The following is a 24,998-nucleotide window of genomic DNA, read 5'->3' on the forward strand; positions in this document are numbered from 1 at the left end:
TCGCGGTCGGCGTCAGCGGGCGAGCTTCAGCCAGACCGCGCCGAGCGGCGGCACCACGAGGTTCGCCGATGCCGGACGGCCCGCCCACGGCGTGTCCTCGGCGGTGACGACGCCGAGGTTGCCCACGCCCGACCCGCCGTACTCGGCGGCGTCGGTGTTCAGCACCTCGTGCCACTGGCCGGCCGCGGGGAGACCGAACCGTCGCTCGACCGGCACCCCGGAGAAGTTGACGAACACCGCGAGGCGGTCGTCGCCGTCCTTGCGGAGGAACCCGAGCGTCGAGTGCGGAGCGTCGCCGCCCTCGATCCACTCGAAGCCGTCCGGGGTCGAGTCGTGGGTCCACAGCGCCGGTGTGTCGCGGTAGACGCGGTTGAGCGCGGCGACGAGGTCCTGCACGCCACGGTGGCCGGGGTCGTCGAGGTGCCACCAGTCGAGCCCTCGTGCCTCGGACCACTCCTGCGCCTGGGCGAACTCCTGGCCCATGAACAGCAGCTGCTTGCCCGGGTGCGCCCACATGAACGCCAGGTAGGCCCGCACGTTCGCGAGCTTCTGCCACTCGTCCCCGGGCATCTTCCCGAACAGCGACCCCTTGCCGTGCACGACCTCGTCGTGGCTGATCGGCAGGGTGAACTGCTCGCTGAACGCGTACACGAGCGAGAACGTGATCTCGTCGTGGTGGTAGCTGCGGTGCACGGGCTCGCGGCCGATGTACTCGAGCGAGTCGTGCATCCACCCCATGTTCCACTTCTGCCCGAACCCGAGGCCGCCCGCGCTCGTCGGCTGGGTGACACCCGGCCACGAGGTGCTCTCCTCGGCGATCATGACGATGCCCGGGTAGCGCTTGTACGCGGTGGCGTTGGTCTCCTGCAGGAAGGAGATCGCCTCGAGGTACTCGCGTCCGCCGTGGATGTTCGGCAGCCAGTCGGTGCGGGAGTAGTCGAGGTACAGCATCGAGGCCACGGCGTCGACGCGGAGGCCGTCGATGTGGAACTCCTCGAGCCAGTACAGCGCGTTCGCGACCAGGAAGTTGCGGACCTGCGGCTGACCGAAGTCGAACACGTAGGTGCCCCAGTCGAGCTGTTCGCCGCGCCGGGGATCCGGGTGCTCGAAGAGGGCGTGTCCATCGAACTTCGCGAGGGCCCACTCGTCCTTCGGGAAGTGCCCGGGCACCCAGTCCATGATCACGCCGATGCCGGCCGAGTGCAGTCGGTCGACGAGGTACCGGAGGTCGTCGGGGGAGCCGAACCGTGCCGTCGGGGCGTAGTACCCGGTGACCTGGTAGCCCCACGACCCACCGAACGGGTGCTCGGCGAGCGGCAGGAACTCGACGTGGGTGAACCCGAGGAACTGCACGTGGCCGATGAGCTGGTCGGCGACCTCGCGGTAGGACAACCCAGGACGCCACGACCCGAGGTGCACCTCGTAGACGCTCATCGGACGGTCGTGCGTCGTGGTCCGCGCGCGGTGCTCCATCCAGGCGGTGTCGCCGTCGGACCACGTGTACGAGGACGCCGTGATGACGGACGCCGTCGCCGGCGGGACCTCGGTGCGACGCGCGAACGGGTCCGCGCGCTCCACCCACCCGGAGTCGGTGAGGATCTGGAACTTGTACCGCTGGCCCTCGAGGGCGCCCGGCCAGAAGAGCTCCCACACGCCGAGGTCGTTCAGCCGGCGCATCGCGGTCGTGCGGCCCTCCCAGCCCTCGAAGTCGCCGATGACCCGGACGGCGGTGGCGCGGGGCGCCCACACGGTGAACGCGACGCCGTCGACGCCGTCGACCGTCTGCACGTGCGCGCCGAGGTGGTGCCAGAGCTGCTCGTCGCGGCCTTCGCCGAAGAGGTGCAGGTCGAGCTCGCCGATGGTGGGGGCGAAGCGGTAGGCGTCGTCGGTCGTCCAGGTGATGTCGTCCGTGTCACCGGAGGGGTCCGGGTCGTAGTCGGCCTCGACCCGGTAGCGGCCGAGGGTGCCCTCGGTCGCGCCGGCCCAGAGGCCGTCTCCCTCGTGCACCAGTTCGATGTCGTCGCCGTCGGGTCGGACGATCCGGACCGCGCTCGCGAGGTGCCGGACGACGCGGACGCTCGTGCCGCCGTCGACGGGGTGCGGGCCCAGGACGTCGTGCGGCTGCGACCAGCGGGCCTCGGCGACCTGCTGGCGGAGCCAGTCCTCGACCGGGGCCGGACGCGGGCCGTCGGGCGACGGCGCCGAGGTGGTACCGCTCGCCACGGGGGCCGGTGCTGACGTCGAGGCGCCCGGCTGGGCGTCGGCCAGCGGTGCACCGCCCTCGGAGGTCGGGGCGTCGGCACCGTCGTCGACCGCGGTCGTCAGGTGACGGGGGTGCGCCGCGTCGGGAGCGTGGCCGGCGAGCGTCGCGGACTCGGGGACACCGCGGTCCGGCGCTTCCTTCGCCGGTGCGGGGGCACCGGGCAGGTCTTCGCCGGGTCCGGAGACCCGGGGCTCGTAGCGCGGCTCGGGAGGACGCGACGCGCCTGACGCGGCGGCGGGCACCGTCGGGCCGTCCGTCGCGGGAGCAGCGACGTGCTGCGCCGGGTGGGTCGGCCGAGGGGTGTCCTCGGGCATCCGACGCGGGAGCACGGGCGGCGGCGGGGGCGGCACGGGGGGCACGCTCGGCCCCTGACCACGACCGGGCTGCGGCGGGGTGGGCTGTGCCTCCGTCCCGCTGTCCTTCGGCGTCTTGTCGGCGTCGGTCATCGGTGCGGTCCCTCCACGACGAGCAGGTGCACGGGCTCCTGGAAGGCGTCCAGGCGTACGTAGTTCGACGAGCCCCACACCCAGCGCTGCCCGGTGACGACGTCGCGGACGTCGAACGGCTCCTCGGTGGCGAGCCCGAGGGCGGCCAGGTCGAGGTGCACCGTGGTCTCACGGGCCGAGTGGGGGTCGACGTTGGCGACGACGATCACGGTGTCGTCGCGGCCGGAACGGACGAACCGCCCCGGCAGGTGCTTGGAGTACACGACGATCGCCGGGTCCTCGGAGTGGTGCACGTGCAGGTTCCGGAGCTGCCGGAGCGCCGGGTGCGCTGCACGGAAGCGGTTGAGCATCGTGACGTACGGCGCCAGGCTCGCACCCTCGGCCTCGGCGAGGGCGAAGTCGCGCGGCTTGTACTCGTACTTCTCGTTGTCGATGTTCTCCTCGGACCCCGGTCGGGCGACGTCCTCGAAGAGCTCGTACCCGGAGTACATGCCCCACGTCGGCGCACCCGTCGCGGCGAGGGCGGCACGGACCTTGTAGCCCGCTCGGCCGCCGAACTGCAGGTACTCGGTGAGGATGTCCGGTGTGTTCACGAAGAGGTTCGGGCGCAGGTACGCGCTCGTCTCGTGGCTGAGTTCCTCGAAGTAGGACTCGATCTCTTCGCGCGTGTTCCGCCAGGTGAAGTACGTGTACGACTGCTGGAACCCGACCTCGGCGAGCGCCCGCATCATCGCCGGGCGGGTGAACGCCTCGGCGAGGAACACCGTGTCCGGGTGTTCGTCACGGATCTCGCGGATGACCCGCTCCCAGAACCAGAGCGGCTTCGTGTGCGGGTTGTCGACGCGGAAGATCCGCACGCCGAACGACATCCAGTGCCGCAGGACGCGCAGCACCTCGGTGACGAGGCCCTCGGGGTCCGCGTCGAACTGGATCGGGTAGATGTCCTGGTAGCGCTTCGGCGGGTTCTCGGCCGTGGCGATGGAGCCGTCCGCGCGCTGGGTGAACCAGTCCGGGTGCTCGGTGACCCACGGGTGGTCGGGGGAGCACTGGAGAGCGAAGTCGAGCGCGACCTCCATCCCGGTGTTCTTGGCGGTCTCGACGAACTCGCGGAAGTCGTCCTCGGTGCCGAGGTCGGGGTGGATCGCGTCGTGGCCGCCCTCGGCCGATCCGATGGCCCAGGGGCTGCCGGGGTCGTGCGGGCCGGGTGTCAGCGTGTTGTTCGGGCCCTTGCGCGCGGTCGTGCCGATGGGGTGGATCGGCGGGAGGTAGACCACGTCGAAGCCCATCCGGGCGACCGCGGGCAGGCGACGGGCTGCGGTGCGGAAGTCACCGCTCTTCCAGGAGCCGTCGGCGTTCTTCTTCGCACCCTCGCTCCGTGGGAAGAACTCGTACCAGGCACCGACACCGGCGCGGGTGCGCTCGACGTCGAGCAGCTGCGTCGGCGAGTGGGTCCGCAGTGAGGTGAGCGGCGCGTCCTCGACCTCGCTCGTGATCCGAGGGTCGTCGATCGCGGCGAGGCGTTCGGCAGCGTCCAGCGAGGTGTCGCGGATGCGGGCCGCGGCGCGCGTGGCGGCGGGGGAGTCCGTCTCCGTCGCGAGTCGGTCGAGCAGCACGCCGCCGTCGAGGAGCGTGGCCTCGGTGTCGACGCCGGCCGCGATCTTCAGGCGCGCGGCGTGCACCCACGTGGCCCAGTCGTCGGAGTACGACTCGACGTGCCACGACCAGACGCCGACGTGGTCGACCTGCACGGTCGCCTCGTACCGGTCGGTCCCGGCGGCGACGAGGGTGAGCGGGACGGTCCTGGTGCCGCCGTCGGGACGCTCGAGCACGAGGTCGGCGCCGATGATGCCGTGCCCTTCGCGGAAGACGGTCGCGCCGAACGTGATCACCTCGCCGTCGAACGCCTTGCTGGGGTAACCGTTCGGCGTCGCGGGTGCGAGTTCGGTGATGGGGATGCGCCCGGGCTTCGGTCGCCGGGGTCGGTCTGCGGTGGCCACGGAGCCGACGCTACCCGGAAGCCGCGACGGCGTTCTCCGGAAGGCGTGTCGTGTGGACGACGAGCGCGTGCTTCGCGCCTGTGGAGGAGCGGCCCTGGAGGTGCGCCGCAACGGACGGGAGGCCCGTGGCGGCCCCGCACCGCGCCTCCCGTCCGGCGTCCGGTCGCGCGCCGACAGGCGCACGACCGCCCGTCCGCACCGGCGCGCGCAGGGCGGCCGTCCGCACCGGCGCGCGCACGGCGGCCCGTCCGCACCGGCGTGCGCGCCGACGAAGCGGGGCTGCCCTAGGCGATCTCGAAGACGTGGATGCCCGGCCCGTACGCCGTGAACACCTGACCCGCAGGCCGGAGACGCTCGTGGTCGCGGTGCTTCTCGCTCGACCACGCCAACCGGTAGCCGAGGACGTCGTCGCGCGCCGGCAGCGTGATGTCCCGCGTCCGGCCGCTCCCGTGCACGACCACGAGCACGCGGTCGTACGGCTCGTGGTCCGGGGTCGACTCCACGAAGTACTGCAGCGCCCGGTGGATCGGCTGGTCCCAACCCTCGAGGGTCATCGGGCCGCCGTCGGGGCCGTACCAGGTCATCCGCGAGGCACCGGGGGTCTCCTGACCCTCGACGCCGAAGCGCGTCGGCCGGAGCGCCGGGTGCGCCGCGCGGAGCCGGGTCAGTTCGGCGACGGTGTTCGTGGTCGACTCGGCGTCCTCGTCGTCGGACCAGTCGACCGGGGTGAGGTCCTCCGACACGACGTAGGCGTTGTTGTTGCCGTGCTGGGTGCGGCTCCGCTCGTCGCCCGCGGTGAGCATCGGCACGCCGGCGGAGAGCAGGAGCGTCCCGAGGAGGTTGCGCATGCTCCGACCACGCGCCGCGCGGACGCCCCGGTCGGCCGTGTCTCCCTCGATGCCGTGGTTGAACGAGCGGTTGTCGTCCGAGCCGTCGCGGTTCTCCTCGCCGTTCGCCGTGTTGTGCTTGCGGTCGTACGACACGAGGTCGAGCAGCGTGAAGCCGTCGTGGGCGGTGACGAAGTTGACGCCGGCGAGCGGCCCGCGCTCCGCGCCGAACACGTGGCGTGAGCCGGTCAGGGCTCCGGCGAGCGCCCCGATGCCGGTGCGCGGTGCGCCGTTGCGGCGCTCCTCGGCGATGTCGGTGAGCCAGAACTGCCGGACCGTGTTCCGGAAGCCGTCGTTCCACTCGCTCGTGCCCGAGCCGGCGCCGCCGAACGACCCGGTGCGCCACCCGTCCGGCCCGACGTCCCACGGCTCGGCGACCACGAGCACGTCCTGCAGGTCGGGGTGCTCCCGGATCCGCTCGAGCAGCGGGTGCGCCGGATCGAACACGTGCCGGGCGTCACGGGCGAGCGAGGCCATGAGGTCGAACCGGAAGCCGTCGACCCGGACCTCCTTCGCCCAGTAGCGGAGGCTGTCGACGACGAGGTCGGCGCTCGCCGCGACGGAGGTGTCGAGCGTGTTCCCGCAGCCGGTGGTGTCGTAGTAGGCGTCCGCGTCCGCCGCCCACCGGTAGTGGTTCGCGCCGTCCAGGCCGCGGAGCGACGACGTCGGCCCGCCGAGCCCTTCTTCCGCGGTGTGGTTGTAGACGACGTCGAGGACGACCTGGATGCCGGCCTCGTGCAGGAGCCGCACCATGCCCTTGAACTCGCGGAGCACGGCGGAGGCGCCGGCAGCCCGGGCGGCGGGGGAGGCGTGCGCGGCGTGCGGCGCGAAGAAGCCGAGCGTGTTGTAGCCCCAGGCGTTCTCACGTCCGGCGTCCCGGAGCCACCGCTCGGTGTCGAACGCGTGCACCGGCAGGAGCTCGAGCGTGGTGACGCCGAGCCGGTGCAGGTGCGCGATCGTGCTCTCGTGCGCGATGCCGGCGTACGTGCCGCGGAGGTCCTCGGGCAGGTGCGGGTTCGCGGCGGTGAGGGTGCGGACGTTCGCCTCGTACACGACCACCCGGTCACGCGGGGTGCACGGCGCCACCGAGCCGCCCCAGTCGAACGTTTCGTCGACCACCTCGGCGCTCCACCGGGCGCCGGGGCCGGACCCGGCGCCGACCGCCACGATGCCGCGCGCTGCGGGGTCGAGCAGGGGGAGCGCCGGGTCGAACGCGTGCCGTGGGCCGGTCGGTCCGTCGGCGAGCAGGTGGTACCGGTCTCCGGGGACGACACCGGGGACCTCCACCGACCAGCGGTCACCGTCCGGGTCGCGGGTCAGCGCGTGCGTGCCGCGGCCCTCGACGACGAGCATGAGTGCGGTGGCGGACGCCGAACGCACCGTGAAGCGGCCGCCGCCGTCGCCGAGGACGAACCCCGGGAGGGCCTCGGTCGCGGTCTCGTGCATGACGACAAGGGTACGAGGGCCCACAGGTATCCTGGAAACGCCCGATCAGGGGGCACGATCCGTCGATGGGAGAGCAGGGTGAGCGTCTACCTGGACCACGCCGCGACGACGCCGATCACGCCCGGTGCGCTCGCCGCCTTCACCGCCGCGCTGCAGACCGTCGGCAACCCCTCCTCGATCCACAGTGCCGGGCAGCGGGCCAAGATGCTGCTCGAGGACGGACGTGCCGCCGTCGCGCGGTCGCTCGACGCGGACCCGGTCGAGGTCGTCTTCACCTCCGGCGGGACCGAGAGCATCAACCTGGCGGTGAAGGGGCTGTTCTGGGCACGGCAGCAGGACCGCCCGCGCCCCCGCATCGTCGTGCCGGCGGGCGAGCACCACGCGACGGTCGACACGGTCGAGTGGCTCGAGCGCCACGAGGGCGCGGTCGTCGACGTGGTCCCGTTGGACGCGGAGGGTCGCGTCGACACTGCCGCCCTGGAGGCACGGCTCGCCTCCGCGGACGACGTGGCCCTGGTCACGTTCCTCTGGGCCAACAACGAGGTCGGCACCATCCAGCCGGTGCGGCGGATCGTCGAGGCCGCGCACGCCGCCGGCGTGCCGGTGCACAGCGACGCGGTCGCCGCCTACGGGCAGGTCCCGGTGTCGTTCCGGGACTCCGGACTCGACGCGCTGAGCGTCTCGGCGCACAAGGTCGGCGGCCCGGTCGGCATCGGGGCGCTCGTCCTCGGGCGGCGCGCCACGGTCGAGCCGCTCATCCACGGCGGAGGGCAGCAGCGTCAGGTGCGGAGCGGGACGCAGGACGCTCCGGCCGCGGCGGCGTTCGGCGTGGCCGCGACGGCAGCGGCGGCGGTGGCCGCGGCCGGGGACGACACCGTCCGGGCACTGCGCGACCGGCTCGTGTCGGGCGTGCGGGCGGCGGTGCCGTCCGCGGTGCTCATGGGCGACCCGGTCGACCGGCTGCCGGGGAACGCGCACTTCACGTTCCCGGGGTGCGAGGGCGACTCGCTCCTCTTCCTCCTCGACGCCGCGGGGGTCGCGGTGTCGACCGGCTCCGCCTGCCAGGCCGGCGTGCCCGAGGCCTCACACGTGCTCCTCGCGATGGGGCTCGACGAGCAGGACGCCCGCGGTGCCCTCCGGATCACGCTCGGGCACACCTCGACCGACGCCGACGTCGACGCGTTCCTGTCCGCGCTGCCCGACGCGGTGGCGCGGGCCGGCGCGGCCGGGATGGCGTCGCGCGAACCGGCGCTCGGGCGCTGACCGCCGTTCCTGCACAGCCGACCACGCGGCCACGGTCGCCCACCGACCGGGGTGGGGCGTGCCTCCCGGCCCGGCCGCGCCGGTAGGATCGACGATCATGGTCGAACTGGACTTCTCCGAGCAACTCTCCGCCCTCCGTGAGACGTTCGGCAACATCCGCTCCGTGGTCGACGTCGACCGCCTGCAGCGCGAGATCGCCGAGCTCAGCGAGCAGGCCGGCGCACCCGACCTGTGGGACGACGTCGAGCACGCGCAGCAGGTGACGAGTGCGCTCTCGCACCGCCAGGCCGAGCTGCGGAAGATCACCGACACCGAACAGCGCATCGACGACCTCGAGGTCCTCGTCGAGATGGCGAACGAGGCCGACGACCAGGACTCGGCGGACGAGGCCGAGGCCGAGCTCAAGGCGATCCAGAAGACCATGGGCGACCTCGAGGTGCAGACGCTCCTCGACGGTGAGTACGACGATCGGCCGGCCGTCATCACGATCCGCGCCGGCGCCGGCGGCGTCGACGCCGCCGACTTCGCCGAGATGCTCCTGCGCATGTACCTGCGCTACGCCGAGCAGCACGGCTACAAGACGACCGTGATGGACACCTCCTACGCGGAAGAAGCCGGCATCAAGTCCGCCACGTTCGAGGTCGACGCGCCGCACGCGTTCGGCACCCTCTCGGTCGAGGCCGGCACCCACCGGCTCGTCCGGATGTCGCCGTTCGGTGCGGCCGGCAAGCGACAGACCTCGTTCGCCGCGGTCGAGGTCATCCCGCTCATGCCCGAGACCGAGGCCATCGACATCCCCGAGAACGACATCCGGGTCGACGTGTTCCGCTCGTCCGGCCCCGGTGGGCAGTCCGTCAACACGACCGACTCCGCCGTCCGCATCACCCACCTGCCGACCGGCACCGTGGTGTCGATGCAGAACGAGAAGTCGCAGATCCAGAACCGCGCCGCCGCCATGCGTGTCCTGCAGTCGCGCCTGCTCCTCCTCAAGAAGGAAGAGGAGAACGCGAAGAAGAAGGAGCTCGCGGGCAACATCACCGCGAGCTGGGGCGACCAGATCCGCTCGTACGTCCTCGCGCCGTACCAGATGGTGAAGGACCTGCGGAGCGAGCACGAGGTCAACAACCCGTCCGCGGTCTTCGACGGCGACCTCGACGGCTTCATCAACGCGGGCATCCGCTGGCGCAAGCAGTCCGACGACGACTGAGTGGATCCGCGGGGACCTGAGCCGCGCGCCTCGACCCGATTCCGCCCCGGGCGACCTACCCTGAACCGGTCATGATCAAATTCGACCAGGTCACCAAGGTGTACTCGGGCAACCCGAGTCCTGCGCTCGACGACATCTCCCTCGAGATCCTCAAGGGCGAGTTCGTCTTCCTCGTGGGCGCGTCCGGCTCCGGCAAGTCCAGCTTCCTGCGCCTCGTGCTCAAGGAGGAGAAGCCCTCCCGCGGGCAGATCCACGTCCTCGGGCAGCGCCTCGGCTCCCTGTCGTCGCGCAAGGTCCCGTACTTCCGCCGCAACCTCGGCGTGGTGTTCCAGGACTTCCGCCTCCTCCCGAACAAGAACGTCTTCGACAACGTCGCGTTCTCGCTGCAGGTCATCGGGAAGAGCAAGGGGTTCATCAGCGAGGCCGTCACCGACGTGCTCAAGCTCGTCGGCCTCGCCGGCAAGGCGACCCGCATGCCGCACGAGCTCTCCGGCGGTGAGCAGCAGCGCGTGGCGATCGCCCGCGCCGTCGTGAACAAGCCGGCGATCCTGCTCGCCGACGAACCGACGGGGAACCTCGACCCGACCACGTCGGCCGGCATCATGGCCCTCCTCGAGCGCATCAACCAGGGCGGTACGACCGTGCTCATGGCGACGCACGACGCCAGCATCGTGAACCAGATGCAGCGCCGCGTGATCGAGCTGTCGAACGGCACGATCCTGCGCGACGAGCAGTCCGGCGGCTACCAGACCCAGGCCGTCCCGATCCAGCGAGGCAACACCGTGTCGAACACCACCGGCATCCAGACCATCCCGGGGATCATCCGATGAGGCTCGGGCTCGTCATGTCCGAGGTCGGCTCTGGCCTGCGGCGCAACGCGTCGATGGTCGTGTCGGTCGTCCTCGTGACGTTCATCTCGCTGACCTTCGTCGGGACCGCGATCCTGCTCCAGATGCAGATCAACCAGATGAAGGGGTACTGGTACGACCGGGCGCAGGTCGCCGTCTACCTGTGCACCGACACCGACACGACCGGCAACTGCACGGGAGCCAAGGCCACCGACGACCAGCGCCAGCAGGTGGAGTCGCAGCTCGAGTCGTCGACGCTGAAGCCCTACATCGAGAAGTTCTACTTCGAGAACCAGCAGGACGCCTACACCCGGTTCAAGCAGCAGTTCAAGGACTCGCCCGCGACGGAGTTCGTGAAGCCCGAGTACCTCAACGAGACGTACTGGGTGAACCTCAAGAACCCGTCGCAGTCCGACGTCCTCGTGGAGAGCCTGTCGAAGGTCGCCGGCGTGCAGAGCGTGGTCGACCAGCGCGGCTACCTGCAGCCGATCTTCAACCTGCTGAACGCGTCGTCGTACACGGCGATCGGCATCGCCGCGCTGATGCTCGTCGCGGCCGTGCTCCTCATCGCCACCACGATCCGGCTCTCGGCCTTCAGCCGACGGCGGGAGCTCGGCATCATGCGGTTGGTCGGTGCGTCGAACCGGTTCATCCAGACGCCGTTCGTGCTCGAGGGGGTGATCGCCGCGGCCATCGGGGCGGTCCTCGCCGGCGGGGCGATCACGGCCGTGGTGTGGTTCTTCGTCCGGAACTACCTCGCGGTGCGGTTCTCCGGGACGGCGTTCATCGGCATGGGGGACGCGGCCGTGGTCGTCCCGGCGGTGGTCGTCATCGGCGTCCTGCTCGCCGGACTGTCGGCGTTCGTCGCGATCCGGCGCTACCTGAAGGTCTGACCGCGGCGCTCCGTGCACGCGAGTACCGGCGCACGCGAGTACCGGCGCACGCGGGTCTCGGCCTGGCGGACAGTTCCGCGGTCTCCGTTCCCTCAAACTGTCCGCGGAGCCGAGTCTCGGCCCCGGAGCGTGCGCCTCGAGCGCGTCCGACGCGCCGGGAAGGTGCGGCACCACCGCGGTGTTCAGTACGCTGGAGGGCTGCGCCGGACACCGGGTCCGGACCGCACACCCACGAGAGGAGTCGTCATGGCCAAGGAACGCGGTGAGAAGATCGTCGCCACGAACCGTCGCGCCCGCCACGACTACCTCATCGAGGACACGTACGAAGCAGGCATGGTGCTCTCCGGCACCGAGGTGAAGTCGCTCCGGCAGGGGCGTGCTTCGCTCGTCGACGGGTACGCGTTCATCGACGGTGGCGAAGCCTGGCTCGACGCCGTGCACATCCCCGAGTACACCGAGGGGACCTGGAACAACCACTCGCCGCGGCGCAAGCGCAAGCTCCTCCTGCACAAGCAGCAGATCGTCAAGATCTCGCACAAGACGGCGCAGGGCGGCTACACGCTCGTGCCGCTGCAGATCTACTTCCACGACGGCCGCGCCAAGGTGGAGATCGCGGTCGCGAAGGGCAAGCGCGAGTTCGACAAGCGTCAGGCGCTGCGCGAGAAGACCGACAAGCGCGAGGCCGAGCGGGCCATGCGCACCCGGAACCGCGTCGGCGAGTAGCGCGACGCACCTCGGTCGACTAGACTGAGGGACCGCCTGGACGGCGGACTGGTAACTCAACAGCGTGACAGTGGCTCGCACGTCCGGCCTGCATGGGGATGATCGGTTTCGACATTGCCTGTGTGCCGACGGGAAGCGGGCCGAGGACCCACGGTCATCTCGTGAACGATCCGTGGAAAACAACAAGTGCCAATTCCAAGCGCACTGACTTCGCTCTCGCTGCGTAAGCAGCCCAGCACATGAAGTCCGTCGGCCAGGTGACCGTCCCCTAACCTGATCCCGGCGTCATCCAGAGGACTTGCTGCACGGTTGCGCCTCAGGGCCGTGCGGGACTTGCACTGGGACTGGGCCCGTCGTCCAAGAAGCCGGTAGCAATGGACGGGGCCGAGCAGAACGCCTGATCCGGATACGCCCGTAGAAGACGTCGAATTGCAGCGATGGACGGGGGTTCGATTCCCCCCATCTCCACCACCTGCCGGTCGTCGGGCCACTGTCACGCCGAGTTCCACCCGGACGCCCCGCTCGCACGAGTGGGGCGTTCGTCGTGTCGCCCCGCACTCGTCGTCCTTCCGGGCACACCGAATACGCTCGGACCCATCGGCGCGGAGACACGCCCGCGCCCTGACGAGAGGTGCGAGTGTGGTGCAGGAGATCGCGATCCGAGTCCGTCTGCGTGAGCAGGAGCGTCTGGGCCTGGGGGAGTACGAGCGCATCGTCGGCTCCGTGGCCACCGTCGCCGCGCTCATCCCGTGGTTGCCGGACCCCGAGGCGAAGCTCGTCCTCCGCGGGCGCGGTGCGGAGCCCGTCCGTGTCGAGACCGTCACCTACGGCGCGGTGTTCGAGATGCTCGTCGTCCTCGACCAGCGATCGGCGGCCGTCGAGCGCGCCGCGGCCGTCGTCGCCGCGCTCATCGAGTCCGTCCGGCACGAACGGGTCGCCGACGACGTCGCCGGTGTCGCCGGGGAACTCGACCGCCTCGACCGATCCGCGCCGCGGGGCCGCTCGGTCGCGGAACGGTCGCTCCGGGCGCTCCTCGAGGGGGCCCGCGCCGACGTGCTCGGGCGTCGCACGACGACCCGGGTGCGTGCTGCGCAGGGGCTGCTCCGACTGGCGGAGGACGGCGCCGAGCTGATCGTCGAGCGGGTGGACGACGCGCTCGCGCCCGTGGTCGAGGAGCAGGTGGTCGACGTCGCGGCGGACACGGGGGCCGCGGTCGTGGTCGAGCCGGTCGACGGCGTCGTGGACGACGAACCCGCGCCCCGATCGGAGTCCGCGGCACCGGAGCAGCCGGCCGAGACCCAGGCCGAGGACCAGGACCAAGACCGCAGGAAGAAGTCGGACAAGAAGAAGTCCGACAAGAAGGACGGCAAGAAGAAGTCCGACAAGAAGGACGGCAAGAAGAAGTCGGACAAGAAGAAGGACAGCAAGAAGAAGTCCGACAAGAAGGACGGCAAGAAGAAGTCCGGCGGGAAATAGCCTGAGGGATTGTACAGGGGAAATGTTTCCACCTCGTTAAATAATCCGGCGAGACTCCTGTCCGGTGCCATTGTCGATGCACGCGCTCCCCACGATCGCGGGGCTCGCGTCACTCGACAGGAGCAACAGTGGCAACAACGACGACACAGGCGCTGCCGGACTCCGGCCTGAAGCGCAACGTCGGCTTCATCGGCCTGATCTGGGCATCGACCGGGTCCATCATCGGATCCGGGTGGCTCTTCGGTTCGCAGGAAGCCCTGAAGACGGCGGGCCCCGCCGCGATCATCTCGTGGCTCATCGGCGGCGTGGCCGTCCTCGTCCTCGCGCTCGTGCACGCCGAGCTCGGCGGCATGTTCCCGATCGCCGGCGGCACCGCGCGCTTCCCGCACATCGCCTTCGGCGGCATCGCGGGAGCGTCCTTCGGCTGGTTCTCGTGGTTGCAGTCCGTGACCGTCGCCCCGATCGAGGTCGAGGCGATGATCAAGTACGCGCAGCACTGGCAGTTCGCGCACCCCTGGCTCCACACGGTCCTCGTGAACGGCGAGACGCAGCAACTCCTCACGGGGTCGGGCATCGCGGTCGCGATCGTCCTCATGGCGGTCGTCACGGTGGTCAACCTCCTGAGCGTCCGCATCCTCGCGAACACGAACTCGGCCGCGACCTGGTGGAAGGTCGCCATCCCCCTGCTCGTCATCATCGTCCTGGCGTTCAGCGGCTTCCACGGCCGCAACTTCACGGCAGCGGACGGGTTCCTCCCCGGTGGCGCGAAGGGCATCCTCGCGGCCGTGTCGACGTCGGGCATCATCTTCGCGTTCCTCGGGTTCGAGCAGGCCGACCAGCTCGCCGGCGAGGCGAAGAACCCGAAGCGTGACATCCCGCGTGCCGTCATCGGGTCGGTCGTCATCGGCCTGGTGATCTACCTGCTGCTGCAGGTCGTGTTCCTCGGCGCGCTGCAGTCCGGCGCGATCCAGGGCTCGTGGGCGACCGCGGACTTCACCAAGTACACCGGCCCGTTCGCCGACATCGCCATGGCGGCCGGGATCACCTGGCTCGCGGTGATCATCTTCATCGACGCGATCATCTCTCCCGGTGGCACCGGGCTGATCTACGTCACGGCGACGACCCGCATCTCCTACGGGCTGAGCCGGAACGGGTACTTCCCGAAGGCGTTCGAGTGGACGACGAAGGCCGGCGTGCCGTGGGTCGGACTGGTCACCGCGTTCGTGGTCGGTTGCGCCTGCTTCGCGCCGTTCCCGTCGTGGCAGGGCCTCGTCAGCCTCATCACGAGCGCGTCCGTGCTCATGTACGCCGGCGCGCCGCTGGCACTCGGGGCGTTCCGGAAGCGCATCCCCGAGATCGAGCGCCCCTACCGCATGCCGGCCGCGGCGGTGTTCTCACCGATCGCGTTCATCGTCGCGAACCTCATCATCCTCTGGACCGGGTGGGACACCGACTGGAAGCTCGGCGTCGCGATCCTCATCGGTGCCGTGGTCATCGTCCTGAACAACGTGTTCCGCGGTGCATCGAGCGTCCGGCCGCGCTGGGACTGGAAGGCGGCGCAGTGGCTGCTGCCCTACCTGATCGGCATGGGGTTGATCGTGTTCCTCAGCGACTTCGGGCCGCTCAAGAACCCGATCTTCCCGCTGTGGGTCGACATCGTGGTGGTGGCCGTCTTCTCGCTGGTGATCTACTACTGGGCGGTCAACTCGGCGAGTTCCCGCGAGGAGATCCTCCGCACCGCCGAGGACGTCCGTGAGGTCGAGGAGTCCAACGTGGTGGAGCCGGTCCGTCACTGACCGGCGACAGGACGGACGGGGCTCAGGCCGACACCGGCGTGTTCTTCCCGACCAGGGCGAGCAGCGCGAGCTTCTCGGCATCGGTCGGCCCGACCGGCGTGTACAGGACGACATGCTGGTCACGGTCCGGCACGTCCAGGGCGACGCAGTCGACGGTGACCCGCCCGACGACCGCGTTGTCGAAGCACTTCGTGAGCGCCGGGGCGACCTGCACGTCGTGGCGATCCCACAGGCGCATGAAGACGTCGCTGCCGCCCCGGAGCTCGGCGACGAGCATCGCGATGTCCGGGTCGTCCGGGTACCGTGCCGCAGCGCCCCTGAGGCCGTGGACGACCTCGTGCCGGAACGCCGAACCGTCCGCCGCTCCGTACAGGGACCGACCGTCCGCGAAGGCACGGCGAGCGAGGTTCCGTTCCTCGGGCCGCAGCGCGCCGAAGTCCTCCATCAGCAGCGTTGCGAGCTCGTTCCAGGCGAGGACCTCGAACGCCGCGGACACGACGAACCCGACCGCCCCGGGGAGCCCGTCGAGCACTGCCTGGACGGTCGGGTGCACGTCGCGTCGATGGTGCGGCGCCGGAGCGGGAGCGGTGCCGGCGAGCACGTGCAGGTGCGATCGTTCCGCGTCCGTCAACAGGAGGGCGGAGGCCAGCGCAGCGAGCACCTCGGCCGACGGACGCGGCGCCCGACCCTGCTCGAGGCGGACGTAGTACTCGGTGGAGATGTGCGCGGTCACCGCGACCTCCTCACGCCGGAGCCCGGGTGTCCGGCGACGCGGGCCCGAGGGGAGTCCCACGTCCTCGGGCCGCAGCCGCTCACGACGGGACCGCAGGAACGCGGCGAGCTCTGGTCTGTCCACACCGACATTGTGTCGCCGTGCCCCGTCCGGATCCTGGTACCGCTCGTACCTGGAACCGAACGTCCGGGAGCGGCGAGGGTCGAGACATGACGAACGACACCACCATCCACACCACTGCCGGACTCCTGCAGGACCGCGTCGTCCTCGTGACCGGCGCGAGCCGCGGCATCGGCGAAGCGGCCGCGCGGCTCTTCGCCCACGAGGGCGCTCGGGTCGTGCTTGCCGCGCGCCAGACCGCGGCGCTCGACGCCGTCGTGGCCGACATCCGGCGCGACGGAGGCACGGCCGACGCCGTGCGCCTCGACCTCGCCGACGCCACGAGCATCGTCGACGCCGTGGCCGCGGTCGACCGGCTGCACGGTCGGCTCGACGGGGCGTTCAACAACGGCGCGGCGATCCAGGCACCCGGTCCGCTCGACGAGACGTCCGACGAAGACATCGACCTGCAGTTCGCGGTGAACTTCCGCGGGCACTGGCGGGCGATGGTCGCCGAAGCGGCCCTCATGCGGCGGACGGGCGGCGGCGCCGTCGTGAACACCTCGAGCATCGGCAGCCGACGCGCCAACCCGGCGCTCCCGGCCTACGGTGCGATGAAGCGGGCGCTCAACAGCATCACCGAGACGGCCGCGGTCACCTGGGCGCCGCAGGGCATCCGGGTGAACGGCCTCACCCCGGGCGGGACGGCGACACGGATGATCGACGAGTGGGAAGCTGCCACCCCCGGGATCCGGGCGCAGATCGACGCGTCGATCCCGCTGGGTCGGATGGCGGAGCCGGAGGAGGTGGCGCAGGCGGCGTGCTGGTTGCTGAGTGACCGAGCATCCGCCGTCACCGGAGCGATCGTCCCGGTCGACGGCGGCGCAGGGGCCTGAGCCGCCGCACCGGTCAGAAGTCGAACAGGTTGCCGCGGATCCCGCCGTCGCCGTACTCCCGACGGAGCAGCCCGCGCTGCCGGAGCACCGGGACGAGGTCGCCGAGCATCCGGTACACCTGCGCCGGGTGCAGGTCGCCAGAGAAGATGAAGCCGTCGTTCTCGGCGTCCGCGCCGAGCTCCTCCACGAAGTCGCCGAACTCGTCCGCCGTGCCGACGAAGCCGTCCCGGGTGCTGATCCGGCCGAGTCGGGCCTTGCGGGTCAGCAGCTCCCGGAGCGGCGCGTCCGGGGTGTCCCCGACGAGGCCGCGGATCGTGCCGGCCGAGACGTGGTCGCCGAAGGTCCCGGCGGGGATCGGCCCGTCGAGGTCGAGCGAGAGCAGGTCGGTCTCGGAGTCGCTCGACCACGCGACCGCGGCGGCGCGCAGGGCCTCGTCGGTCGGGTGCGCGGAGGCGGCGACGATCCGGTCGGCCTCCTCGGGCGAGGACACCACGACGGGCTTCAGCACGAAGAGCACGCGGATGTCGTCGGCGGAGCGGCCGGCGTCCGAGGCAGCCGTGAGCACGCGGGAGCGGTAGTCGCGGACCGCCGCCGCGGACAGGGGCGCGAGGGCGAGCTGCACGTCGGAGTGCGTTCCGGCGAACCCGAGCCCACGGCCGGAGCCGCCGGGGGAGACGATCACCGGGTCGCTGTCGAGGGGGAGCGCGTTGAGCGGCCCGTCGGCGGTGAAGTACGCGCCCTCGTGGTGGAACGCGTCGAGCGCGTCGCCGTTCGCGAAGTGCCAGTCGGACGGGTCCCCGACGTAGCCGGCACCCCCGTCGGAGCCGTGCGACCCCCACGAGTGCCAGAGCCGACGGACGAGCTGCAGCCACTCCTCGGCGCGGTCGTACGCGGCGTCGTGCGGCAGCGGCGCGAGGCCGGCGTGCCGGGCGCTGCCGGTGTCGGTCACCACGTTGAGGCCGAACCGGTCGCCGGAGAGGTGCGCGAGCGTGGCGGCCTGCCGTGCGGCGAGGTACGGCGGCGTGAACCCGGCGTTGATCGTCGGCGCAATGCCGATGTGCGAGGTCGCGGCGAACAGGTACGGCGCGAGCATCAGCGGGTCGTGCTTCGGTCCGCCGTACGCCTGTCGGATGCGGAGGTCGAGCGTCGACGGGTTCCCGAGCGAGATCGCGTCCTCGGCGATCACGAGGTCCATGCCGGCCTGCTCGAGGGCACGGACGGACTGCTGGTAGAGGTCCGGCTTCGTCCAGTCGTGGCCCCAGTGCCAGTCGTCCCGACCCCATGCCTGCGGACCGAACCCGCGCGAGAAGAAGTACCCGAAGTGCTGCAGGTCCGCCATGCTCAGACCTCCTCGGCGATGACGTGCCCCTGCGGGACGGTGTGCGCGAGCGAGGCGGCCTCCGAGGCGGGGTCGACCCGTGCCTCCAGGCCGGTCACCGGGCGCGCGTCGGCGCGACCCTCGCGGATCGCTGCGAAGCCGCGGTCGAGGTCGCGCACCAGGTCCGCGACGTCCTCGATGCCGACCGACAGTCGGATCAGGCCGTCCCAGATGCCCTGCTCGGCGCGTTCCTCGGGCGTGCGGCCGGCGTGGGTGGTCGTGGCGGGGTGCAGGATGAGCGACCGCACGTCGCCGAGGTGGGTCATCCGGCTGAACAGCTGCACGGCGTCGATGAAGGTGCGTGCGGCGGCTTCGCCGCCGGCGAGCGTGAACGCGAAGACGGAGCCGGCACCGCGCGGCAGGTAGCGCTGGGCGAGGTCGTGGAACGGACTGGAGGCCAGGCCTGCGTGGTCGACGCTCCTCACCTCCGGCTGCTGGTCCAGGTACTCCGCGACGGCCAGCGCGTTCGCGCTGTGGCGCTCGACACGGAGGCTCAGCGTCTCGATGCCCTGGCGGAGCAGGAACGCGTTGAACGGCGACGGGGTCGGTCCGATGCGGGAGGCGATGACGTCCCGTGCGTACACGACGAACGCCCGGTTGCCGAAGCGCTCGACGTAGCTCTGCCCGCCGAGCGACCGCTCCGGACTCGTCAGGTGCGTCCACCGCTCGGGTGCTGCCGACCAGTCGAACGTGCCGCCGTCGACCACGACGCCGCCGAGCCCGGCGCCGTGTCCCGAGAGGAACTTCGACGCGGAGTGCACGACGATGTCCGCGCCGTGCTCCACCGGCCGCACGAGGTACGGGGTGGCGAGGGTGTTGTCGACGACGAGCGGCACACCCGCCCGGTGCGCGACGTCGGCCACGCCCGTGATGTCGAGGACGTCGTTCTTCGGGTTCGGGATCGTCTCGGCGAAGAACGCCTTCGTGTTCGGCCGGACCGCGGCGGCCCAGGCGTCGAGGTCGCGGGCGTCGGCGACGAAGTCCACCTCGATGCCGAGTCGGCCGAGGTTCTGCAGGAGCAGGCCGCGGGTGCCCTCGTAGATGCTCCGCGCGCTGACGACGTGGTCGCCGGCCTGCAGCAGCCCGAGGAACGCGACCGTCGCTGCCGCCTGGCCACTGCCGACCAGGATCGCCTCGGTGCTGCGCTCGAGCAGGGCGATGCGGCGCTCGACGTCCGCGTTCGTGGGGTTGCCGAGGCGGGTGTACGTGTAGCCGTCGTCGGTGCCGGCGAAGCGGTCGCGGGCCTGGTCGAAGTCGTCGAAGAGGAACCCGGAGGACATGTGGATCGCGGGCACCCGTGCGCCGTGCGCGGCATCGGGCACGAAGCCGCCGTGCACCTGCTCGGTCGCGAAGCCGTGCTCGGTCGGGTGGCCGTGCTCCTCGTTGCTCATCGTTCCTCCACCGGTCGTCGGGTGTCGGTACCCTCGCACGCCGCGCTCGGAGGACAGGCGATTGCTGCGGTTGGTTACGACCGGAGGTCCAATCGGTCCGAGCCGTCGGGGCGGTGCCGCGGGACCTCTGCCACGCTGGGGGCATGCTCCACGACGACGTCGACCTGGTCCTCCGCAACGTCCGACCCTGGGGTGGTGACCCGTCCGACGTCCTCGTGGCCGGCGACCGCATCGCCGCGGTGGTCCCGACCGGCTCGTCGGCGCCCGAGGGAGCGGCTGTCGTGGACGGGTACGGCCACCTCGCGCTCCCGGGGCTCGTCAACGCCCACGCGCACGTCGACAAGAGCTGGTGGGGTCGGCCGTGGGAGTCCTACGGCGGAGAGGCCGGCACCCAGGGCCGCATCGCCCACGAGCGGGCCCGGCGGGACGCCCTCGGCATCCCGGGCGTCGACGTCGCCACGCGAGTGCTGCGCGAAGGGCTCCGGACCGGCACCACGCGGGTCCGCACACACGTCGATGTCGACCTCGGGGTCGGGCTCCGCGGCATCCACGCCGTCCGTGCGGCCGCGGAGGCGCTCGACGACGCCGTCGAGGTCGCGATCGTGGCGTTCCCGCAGGACGGGGTGCTCCGTCGGCCCGGTGTCCTCGACCTCCTCCGTCAGGCGGCGCTCGCCGGTGCGGAGCACATCGGTGGGCTCGACCCGTCGCTCATCGACCGCGACCCGGTCGGCCAGCTCGACGGCCTGTTCGCCATCGCCGCCGACACCGGCTGCGGCATCGACCTGCACCTCCACGAGCCGGCCGAGCTCGGAGCGTTCGCGTTCGACCTCGTGCTCGACCGGGTCGAACGCGACGGGATCGCGCCCGGGAAGGTGAACATCGCACACGGGTTCGCGATCGTCGACGTGGAACCCGTGCGGCGGCGGGACCTGCTCGCCCGGATGGCAGGACTCGGCGTGACGATGACCACCGTGGCACCGGTGCGGATGCGCCAGCTGCCGTTGCACGAGTTCGACGCCGCCGGGGTCCGGTTCGGCCTCGGCACCGACGGGATCCGCGATCTGTGGAGCCCCTACGGTGACGGGGACCTGCTCGGGATCGCGTGGCAGTACGCCCGCGCCGGGGGCGTCGTCCACGACCAGGGCCTGCTGCGGGTCGTGGAACTCGCGTCGCGGGACGGCGGGGCGTTCGTCACGGACGAGGTGCACGACCTCGTGACCGGGGCGCGGGCGGACGTGGTGCTCGTCGATGCGGAGAACCCGATGGACGCGCTGGTGCGGCGGGTCCCGCGGTCGCTCGTCGTGGCCGGCGGACAGGTGTTCGACCCCGTGGCGCTGGAGCAGCACCCCTGGGAGTGAGGCGCGTCGGGCGGGGTGATCAGCCGGCGCTGTCGGCGTTGCGCGTCGCGTCGCGTGTGGCTTCACTGGCGGCGTTGCGCGCGGCAGGGCGCGCGGCTTCGCGTGCGGCTTCGCGTGCGGCTTCGCGTGCGGCGAGGAGTCGGTGGGGGAACGTCGACGGCATGGCGTCCGGCAGGTCATCGACGGGGAACCACCGGACGTCGTCGCTCTCGTCGCTGACCGCGGTCCCGCTCGACGGGTCGACGAGTGCCACGAACCCGACGTCCCAGTGCGCCGTGCACGCCCCGAAGCCGCTGTGGAGGTCGTGCCGGTCGACGTCGACGACGCGGCCGTCGAGCAGCTCGAGGTCGGTGATGCCGGACTCTTCGCGGGCCTCGCGTCGGGCGGTGTCCGCGAGGTCCCCGTCGTCCGGTTCGGCGTGCCCGCCGACCTGCACCCAGAAGCCGCCCTTCCGGTGCAGGCAGAGCAGGGTCTGGCCGAGGTCGGGGGAGAACACGAAGCACGACGCCGTGAGGTGCTCCGGACCGCCCTCGCGCCGGAGTGCCGCGTCACCGTGCTCCGCCACGAACCGCCGTGCCGCGACGACCCCGGGCACGTCGTCGTCGGTGCGGGCGAGGGCGGTGGTGACGTCGGCGAGGCGCATCGGCCCATCGTCCCAGGTCGCGCGGGCGGGTGCCGTCGGGCGGAGTGGGCCGTGTCTCGTCGGGCGCGGCGTCGTGTGCCTCGTCGGGCGTGGTCCGGGCAGTGTCGCTGCGCTGCGGGCGGGACGACACCGTCGTCGTCGTACGACTGCGGTGGTGTCGCTCGCCCGCGCGTGCAACTGTTGCACGCGCGCGGGAACGACATCGTCGACGTCGGTCGACAGCGGTGGTGTCGTTCGACAGCGGCGCCGACCCGCCCCGCCGGCCCGCCCGGCGCCGGCGCTGCGCCCCCCGCGTCAGAACAGGGCGCGGACGCCCGCGGCGACCGTGGCCCAGGACTCGGCGAGGGGGACACGGGCGAGCCACACGGCCACGCCGTTCACGACCACGAACAGGACGAACCAGAGCGACGCCGGCACCCGCATCTCCGCCGCGGCGATGTGGAAGTCCGTCTGCACCCGGGCACCGGTGAGCAACCACCGAGCGACCTGCGCCACCGACCGCAGTCCGTCGACCACGAAGAGGGCGCCGACCGCGGCCACGACGAGCACGGTGAGGTCCGACGGACGGACGGCCACCCACAGCGCGAGCGCGTCGAAGCCGACCACCACGAGCAGCCCGAACCAGTTCCGCACGAACAGCAGCGCGACGATCCCCACGACCCCGAGCACGGCGACCGGCAGCCACCGCGACCCGTGCAGCACCCCCGTGACGAGCAGCACACCCGCCCAGAGCGGCGCGCTGTAGCCCGCGTACAGGTTGAGCACCCGCACGAGCCAGCGGATCGCGCCCGGCACCCGTCCGAGCTGCACCCAGGCCTCACCGGAGCCGTCCGGGTGCAGGTCGATGCGCCGGATCTGCCCGCCGAACGGCACCACCACGACGACGTGTCCGACCTCGTGCACGATGGTCGCCGCGATGCGTGCCACCCGCCCCACGACGGGCACGAACGGCAGGACGGCGCCGACGAGCAGGGCGACGAAGACGAGGGGCGGGGCTGCGGTGGTCAAGCGACCAGCATGACAGCCCCGCCGCCGAGGAGGCCGAGGATCAGCCGAGCGACGGTGATCAGGGCGAGAGCACCCAGGCGACGACCACCACGGTGGCGATGATCGTCAGCCCGGCGAGGACAGCGAGGAACACCGTCAGACGGTTCACGGGCCGGTGCCTGGCTATTCGACCGTCACCGACTTCGCGAGGTTCCGGGGCTTGTCCACGTCGCACCCGAGCTGGAGGGCGAGTTCGCGCGCGAGCATCTGCAGCGGCACGACGGCCTCGAGCGGACCCCACGGCGCGGTGCTCGCGCCCCAGGTCAGCCCGCTCGACGCCCGACCCGCGAGCGCCGGGATGTCCGAGCCCTCACCGCCGATCGTGATCACGAAGCCGCCGCGGGCACGGACCTCGGCGATGTTCGCCTGCAGCCGGTGCTCGCCGTGGTCGACGACGACGACCGGGGTGCCCTCGTCGACGAGCGCCAGCGGGCCGTGCTTCAGCTCGCCCGCCGGGTACGCCTCGGCCCACCGGTAGCTGAGCTCCTTGAGCTTCAGGGCACCCTCCGCCGCGTACGCGAGGCCTTGACCACGTCCGAGGAACAGGAAGCCGGACGCCTCCCGGACGCTCGCGACGAGGAGGGGGATGCGGTCGGCGGCGATCGCCGCGGCGTGCTCCACCCGCCCGGGCAGCTCGGACAGCTCGCCGACGAGCGCGGCCGCACGGGCGGTGCCGATCCGCCCGGACGCGACCATCGCCGAGATCATCGCCGCCACACCGACCACGACCTGCGCCGTGAACGTCTTCGTCGCCGCCACACCGATCTCCGGGCCGGCGTGGCAGTCGAGCACCGCGTCCGCCCGACGGGCGAGCGACGAGTGCAGGTTGTTCGTGAGCGCGAGCACCGGGTGCCGGTCGTCGAACCGGTCGAGCGCCCGGAGGACGTCGGCGGTCTCCCCGGACTGGCTGATCGCCACCACGAGCGTCCCGGCGCCGAGCACCGCCTGGTCGGCCTCGCTCGCCACGACGATGTCCGTCGGGACCCCGCCGATGCCGCGCAGCGCCGTGGCGATCACGTGCCCGGCGTTGAGGGACGTCCCGCACGCCACGATCGCGAGCCGGTGGAACCCGGGCAGCCCGAGACCCACCCACATGCTGCCGTCGACGGCACGCCGCGCGACCCGCTCGAGGATCGACGACACGACGGCGGGCTGCTCCTCGATCTCCTTCGCCATGTGGTCCGGGTGGTCGCCGAGGTCGAGCGCCGTCGCGGCGAACGGGGACGGCGTCGGGAACGGCACCGGCACCGTGACGCCACCGGACGACCACGTCCACGCCTCGCCGAGCTCGACGACGTCGCCGTCCCGCAGCGCCACGAACGTCTCGCACCACTCCGCGATGGCGCCGACGTCGCTCGCCACGAAGTCGCCACGGGCCGACCGTGCGACCACGAGCGGGGAGCGGTCCGCGGCGACGACCATCCGACCGTCGCGGGCGTCGAGCACGACGACGGCCCACGACCCCTCGAGCTGTGCGGTCGCGATCTGCACCGCGAGCATGAGGTCCGGGTCCACCGCGAGGGCTCGTTCGACGAGGTGCGCGATGACCTCGGAGTCGACGTCGGACCGGAACACGTGGCCCTGACGCTCCAGGGTCGCGCGCAGTTCGTCGGCGTTCTCGACGATGCCGTTGTGCACGACGCTCACCCGGCCGCCGCAGTCGGCGTGCGGGTGCGCGTTCGCCTCGCGGACGGCACCGTGGGTGGCCCAGCGGGTGTGTCCGATGCCGACCCCGGTGAGCGCGTCGCCCGAGCGCGCGGCGACGAGCGTCCGGAGGTCGCCGACGCGGGACACCGACCGGATCGTCTCGGTACCACCGGAAGCTGTCCGGACCGCGATGCCGGCCGAGTCGTAGCCGCGGTACTCGAGGCGTTCGAGACCGTCGAGCAGGTAGGGGCTCGCGTCGTCACTGACGCGGGCCGCGATGATGCCGCACATCGGGCGTCCCTTCGGGTCGGGCACTGCTGGGGGTGGTGCTGGGGGATCGGCACCGACCGCCGTCGGGTCTGCCGCGCGCTCGGTCCGCCGGCTCGAGGGCCGCCGCCCGTCCCCGGATCAGGCGAGGACGGACGACGGCGGTCTGGTGAGCCGACGGTTCGGGTACCGAACGGGGTACCGCGGTCGGGCTCCCGGAGGAGCACGGCGGTCGGTGCAGGAGAAGCGTCACCCGCGCGTGGTGGCCAGGGCAACCACGTCCGGCCGCTCTTG

18 protein-coding genes and 1 other RNA gene are annotated in these 24,998 nt (G+C 71.7%); 10 read left to right on the plus strand and 9 right to left on the minus strand.

Features of this window, described 5'->3' with window-relative positions:
• Positions 1–12 precede the first annotated feature (12 nt).
• The 3 genes from glgB to QPJ90_RS12260 all read right to left on the minus strand — a co-directional run bounded on the left by glgB (position 13) and on the right by QPJ90_RS12260 (position 7,039).
• Positions 13–2,709: a 1,4-alpha-glucan branching protein GlgB gene (gene glgB / locus QPJ90_RS12250; RefSeq protein WP_290131484.1), complete on the minus strand. Its 2,697-nt coding sequence runs from the start codon at positions 2,707–2,709 to the stop codon at positions 13–15.
• Positions 2,706–4,706 carry an alpha-1,4-glucan--maltose-1-phosphate maltosyltransferase gene (locus QPJ90_RS12255; RefSeq protein ID WP_290131485.1) on the minus strand — a complete coding sequence of 667 codons (2,001 nt, stop codon included), beginning with the start codon at positions 4,704–4,706 and terminating at the stop codon, positions 2,706–2,708. The genes glgB and QPJ90_RS12255 overlap by 4 nt, the downstream gene beginning before the upstream one ends.
• A 284-nt stretch (positions 4,707–4,990) precedes the next feature.
• Positions 4,991–7,039, minus strand: coding sequence for a glycogen debranching enzyme (locus QPJ90_RS12260; RefSeq protein WP_290131486.1), 2,049 nt, complete (start codon positions 7,037–7,039; stop codon positions 4,991–4,993).
• Between the two features lie 78 nt (positions 7,040–7,117).
• Between QPJ90_RS12260 and QPJ90_RS12265 the strand changes: the two genes are divergently transcribed.
• The 8 genes from QPJ90_RS12265 to QPJ90_RS12300 all read left to right on the plus strand — a co-directional run bounded on the left by QPJ90_RS12265 (position 7,118) and on the right by QPJ90_RS12300 (position 15,245).
• Positions 7,118–8,302, plus strand: coding sequence for a cysteine desulfurase family protein (locus QPJ90_RS12265; protein ID WP_290131487.1), 1,185 nt, complete (start codon positions 7,118–7,120; stop codon positions 8,300–8,302).
• 97 nt (positions 8,303–8,399) lie between these two features.
• A complete protein-coding gene (gene prfB / locus QPJ90_RS12270) occupies positions 8,400–9,509 on the plus strand; it encodes a peptide chain release factor 2 (protein WP_290131488.1) in 1,110 nt (369 codons plus the stop codon).
• Between the two features lie 71 nt (positions 9,510–9,580).
• Positions 9,581–10,339 carry a cell division ATP-binding protein FtsE gene (gene ftsE, locus QPJ90_RS12275; RefSeq protein WP_058726342.1) on the plus strand — a complete coding sequence of 253 codons (759 nt, stop codon included), beginning with the start codon at positions 9,581–9,583 and terminating at the stop codon, positions 10,337–10,339.
• On the plus strand, positions 10,336–11,250 hold the full coding sequence (gene ftsX / locus QPJ90_RS12280) for a permease-like cell division protein FtsX (protein WP_290131489.1): 915 nt from the start codon (positions 10,336–10,338) through the stop codon (positions 11,248–11,250). The genes ftsE and ftsX overlap by 4 nt, the downstream gene beginning before the upstream one ends.
• A 246-nt stretch (positions 11,251–11,496) precedes the next feature.
• Positions 11,497–11,973 (plus strand): SsrA-binding protein SmpB, encoded by a 477-nt coding sequence (smpB, locus tag QPJ90_RS12285; protein ID WP_022904941.1) that lies wholly within the window; start codon positions 11,497–11,499, stop codon positions 11,971–11,973.
• Positions 11,974–12,067: 94 nt separating this feature from the next.
• Positions 12,068–12,444, plus strand: a transfer-messenger RNA (tmRNA) gene (gene ssrA, locus QPJ90_RS12290).
• 168 nt (positions 12,445–12,612) lie between these two features.
• Positions 12,613–13,449 (plus strand): hypothetical protein, encoded by an 837-nt coding sequence (locus QPJ90_RS12295; RefSeq protein ID WP_290131490.1) that lies wholly within the window; start codon positions 12,613–12,615, stop codon positions 13,447–13,449.
• A gap of 128 nt (positions 13,450–13,577) precedes the next feature.
• Positions 13,578–15,245 carry an APC family permease gene (locus QPJ90_RS12300; RefSeq protein WP_290131491.1) on the plus strand — a complete coding sequence of 556 codons (1,668 nt, stop codon included), beginning with the start codon at positions 13,578–13,580 and terminating at the stop codon, positions 15,243–15,245.
• A gap of 22 nt (positions 15,246–15,267) precedes the next feature.
• Here QPJ90_RS12300 and QPJ90_RS12305 read toward each other — a convergent pair whose 3' ends face one another.
• A complete protein-coding gene (locus tag QPJ90_RS12305; RefSeq protein ID WP_290131492.1) occupies positions 15,268–16,101 on the minus strand; it encodes a helix-turn-helix transcriptional regulator in 834 nt (277 codons plus the stop codon).
• 86 nt (positions 16,102–16,187) lie between these two features.
• Here QPJ90_RS12305 and QPJ90_RS12310 point away from each other — a divergent pair, with 86 nt between their 5' ends.
• On the plus strand, positions 16,188–16,973 hold the full coding sequence (locus QPJ90_RS12310) for an SDR family oxidoreductase (RefSeq protein WP_290131493.1): 786 nt from the start codon (positions 16,188–16,190) through the stop codon (positions 16,971–16,973).
• Between the two features lie 13 nt (positions 16,974–16,986).
• On the opposite strand, the gene QPJ90_RS12315 is transcribed toward QPJ90_RS12310, so the two are convergent.
• Positions 16,987–18,312, minus strand: coding sequence for an LLM class flavin-dependent oxidoreductase (locus tag QPJ90_RS12315; RefSeq protein ID WP_290131494.1), 1,326 nt, complete (start codon positions 18,310–18,312; stop codon positions 16,987–16,989).
• A gap of 2 nt (positions 18,313–18,314) precedes the next feature.
• A complete protein-coding gene (locus QPJ90_RS12320) occupies positions 18,315–19,742 on the minus strand; it encodes a PLP-dependent transferase (RefSeq protein ID WP_290131495.1) in 1,428 nt (475 codons plus the stop codon).
• A 143-nt stretch (positions 19,743–19,885) separates the two neighbouring features.
• On the opposite strand from QPJ90_RS12320, the gene QPJ90_RS12325 reads away from it, so the two are divergent.
• A complete protein-coding gene (locus QPJ90_RS12325) occupies positions 19,886–21,100 on the plus strand; it encodes an amidohydrolase family protein (RefSeq protein ID WP_290131496.1) in 1,215 nt (404 codons plus the stop codon).
• Positions 21,101–21,119: 19 nt separating this feature from the next.
• Here QPJ90_RS12325 and QPJ90_RS12330 read toward each other — a convergent pair whose 3' ends face one another.
• The 3 genes from QPJ90_RS12330 to glmS form a co-directional block, all read right to left on the minus strand.
• Complete coding sequence (locus QPJ90_RS12330; RefSeq protein WP_290131497.1) at positions 21,120–21,743, minus strand: NUDIX domain-containing protein; 624 nt, start codon at positions 21,741–21,743, stop codon at positions 21,120–21,122.
• 294 nt (positions 21,744–22,037) lie between these two features.
• A complete protein-coding gene (locus tag QPJ90_RS12335; RefSeq protein ID WP_290131498.1) occupies positions 22,038–22,751 on the minus strand; it encodes a M50 family metallopeptidase in 714 nt (237 codons plus the stop codon).
• A 162-nt stretch (positions 22,752–22,913) separates the two neighbouring features.
• The gene (gene glmS, locus QPJ90_RS12340; protein WP_290131499.1) at positions 22,914–24,728 is read right to left on the minus strand and encodes a glutamine--fructose-6-phosphate transaminase (isomerizing); all 1,815 of its coding nucleotides are present in this window, start codon (positions 24,726–24,728) and stop codon (positions 22,914–22,916) included.
• Positions 24,729–24,998: the final 270 nt, after the last annotated feature.

Source organism: Curtobacterium sp. 458, assembly GCF_030406605.1.
Taxonomy (GTDB): Bacteria; Actinomycetota; Actinomycetes; order Actinomycetales; family Microbacteriaceae; genus Curtobacterium.

Excerpts from the sequence above, each read along its gene's own strand:
- glgB (WP_290131484.1), bottom strand. The coding sequence starts at position 2,709 with ATGACCGACGCCGACAAGACGCCGAAGGACAGCGGGACGGAGGCACAG.
- QPJ90_RS12260 (WP_290131486.1), bottom strand. The coding sequence starts at position 7,039 with ATGCACGAGACCGCGACCGAGGCCCTCCCGGGGTTCGTCCTCGGCGAC.
- prfB (WP_290131488.1), top strand. The coding sequence starts at position 8,400 with ATGGTCGAACTGGACTTCTCCGAGCAACTCTCCGCCCTCCGTGAGACG.
- ftsE (WP_058726342.1), top strand. The coding sequence starts at position 9,581 with ATGATCAAATTCGACCAGGTCACCAAGGTGTACTCGGGCAACCCGAGT.
- ftsX (WP_290131489.1), top strand. The coding sequence starts at position 10,336 with ATGAGGCTCGGGCTCGTCATGTCCGAGGTCGGCTCTGGCCTGCGGCGC.
- smpB (WP_022904941.1), top strand. The coding sequence starts at position 11,497 with ATGGCCAAGGAACGCGGTGAGAAGATCGTCGCCACGAACCGTCGCGCC.
- QPJ90_RS12310 (WP_290131493.1), top strand. The coding sequence starts at position 16,188 with ATGACGAACGACACCACCATCCACACCACTGCCGGACTCCTGCAGGAC.
- QPJ90_RS12315 (WP_290131494.1), bottom strand. The coding sequence starts at position 18,312 with ATGGCGGACCTGCAGCACTTCGGGTACTTCTTCTCGCGCGGGTTCGGT.
- QPJ90_RS12320 (WP_290131495.1), bottom strand. The coding sequence starts at position 19,742 with ATGAGCAACGAGGAGCACGGCCACCCGACCGAGCACGGCTTCGCGACC.
- QPJ90_RS12325 (WP_290131496.1), top strand. The coding sequence starts at position 19,886 with ATGCTCCACGACGACGTCGACCTGGTCCTCCGCAACGTCCGACCCTGG.
- QPJ90_RS12330 (WP_290131497.1), bottom strand. The coding sequence starts at position 21,743 with ATGCGCCTCGCCGACGTCACCACCGCCCTCGCCCGCACCGACGACGAC.
- glmS (WP_290131499.1), bottom strand. The coding sequence starts at position 24,728 with ATGTGCGGCATCATCGCGGCCCGCGTCAGTGACGACGCGAGCCCCTAC.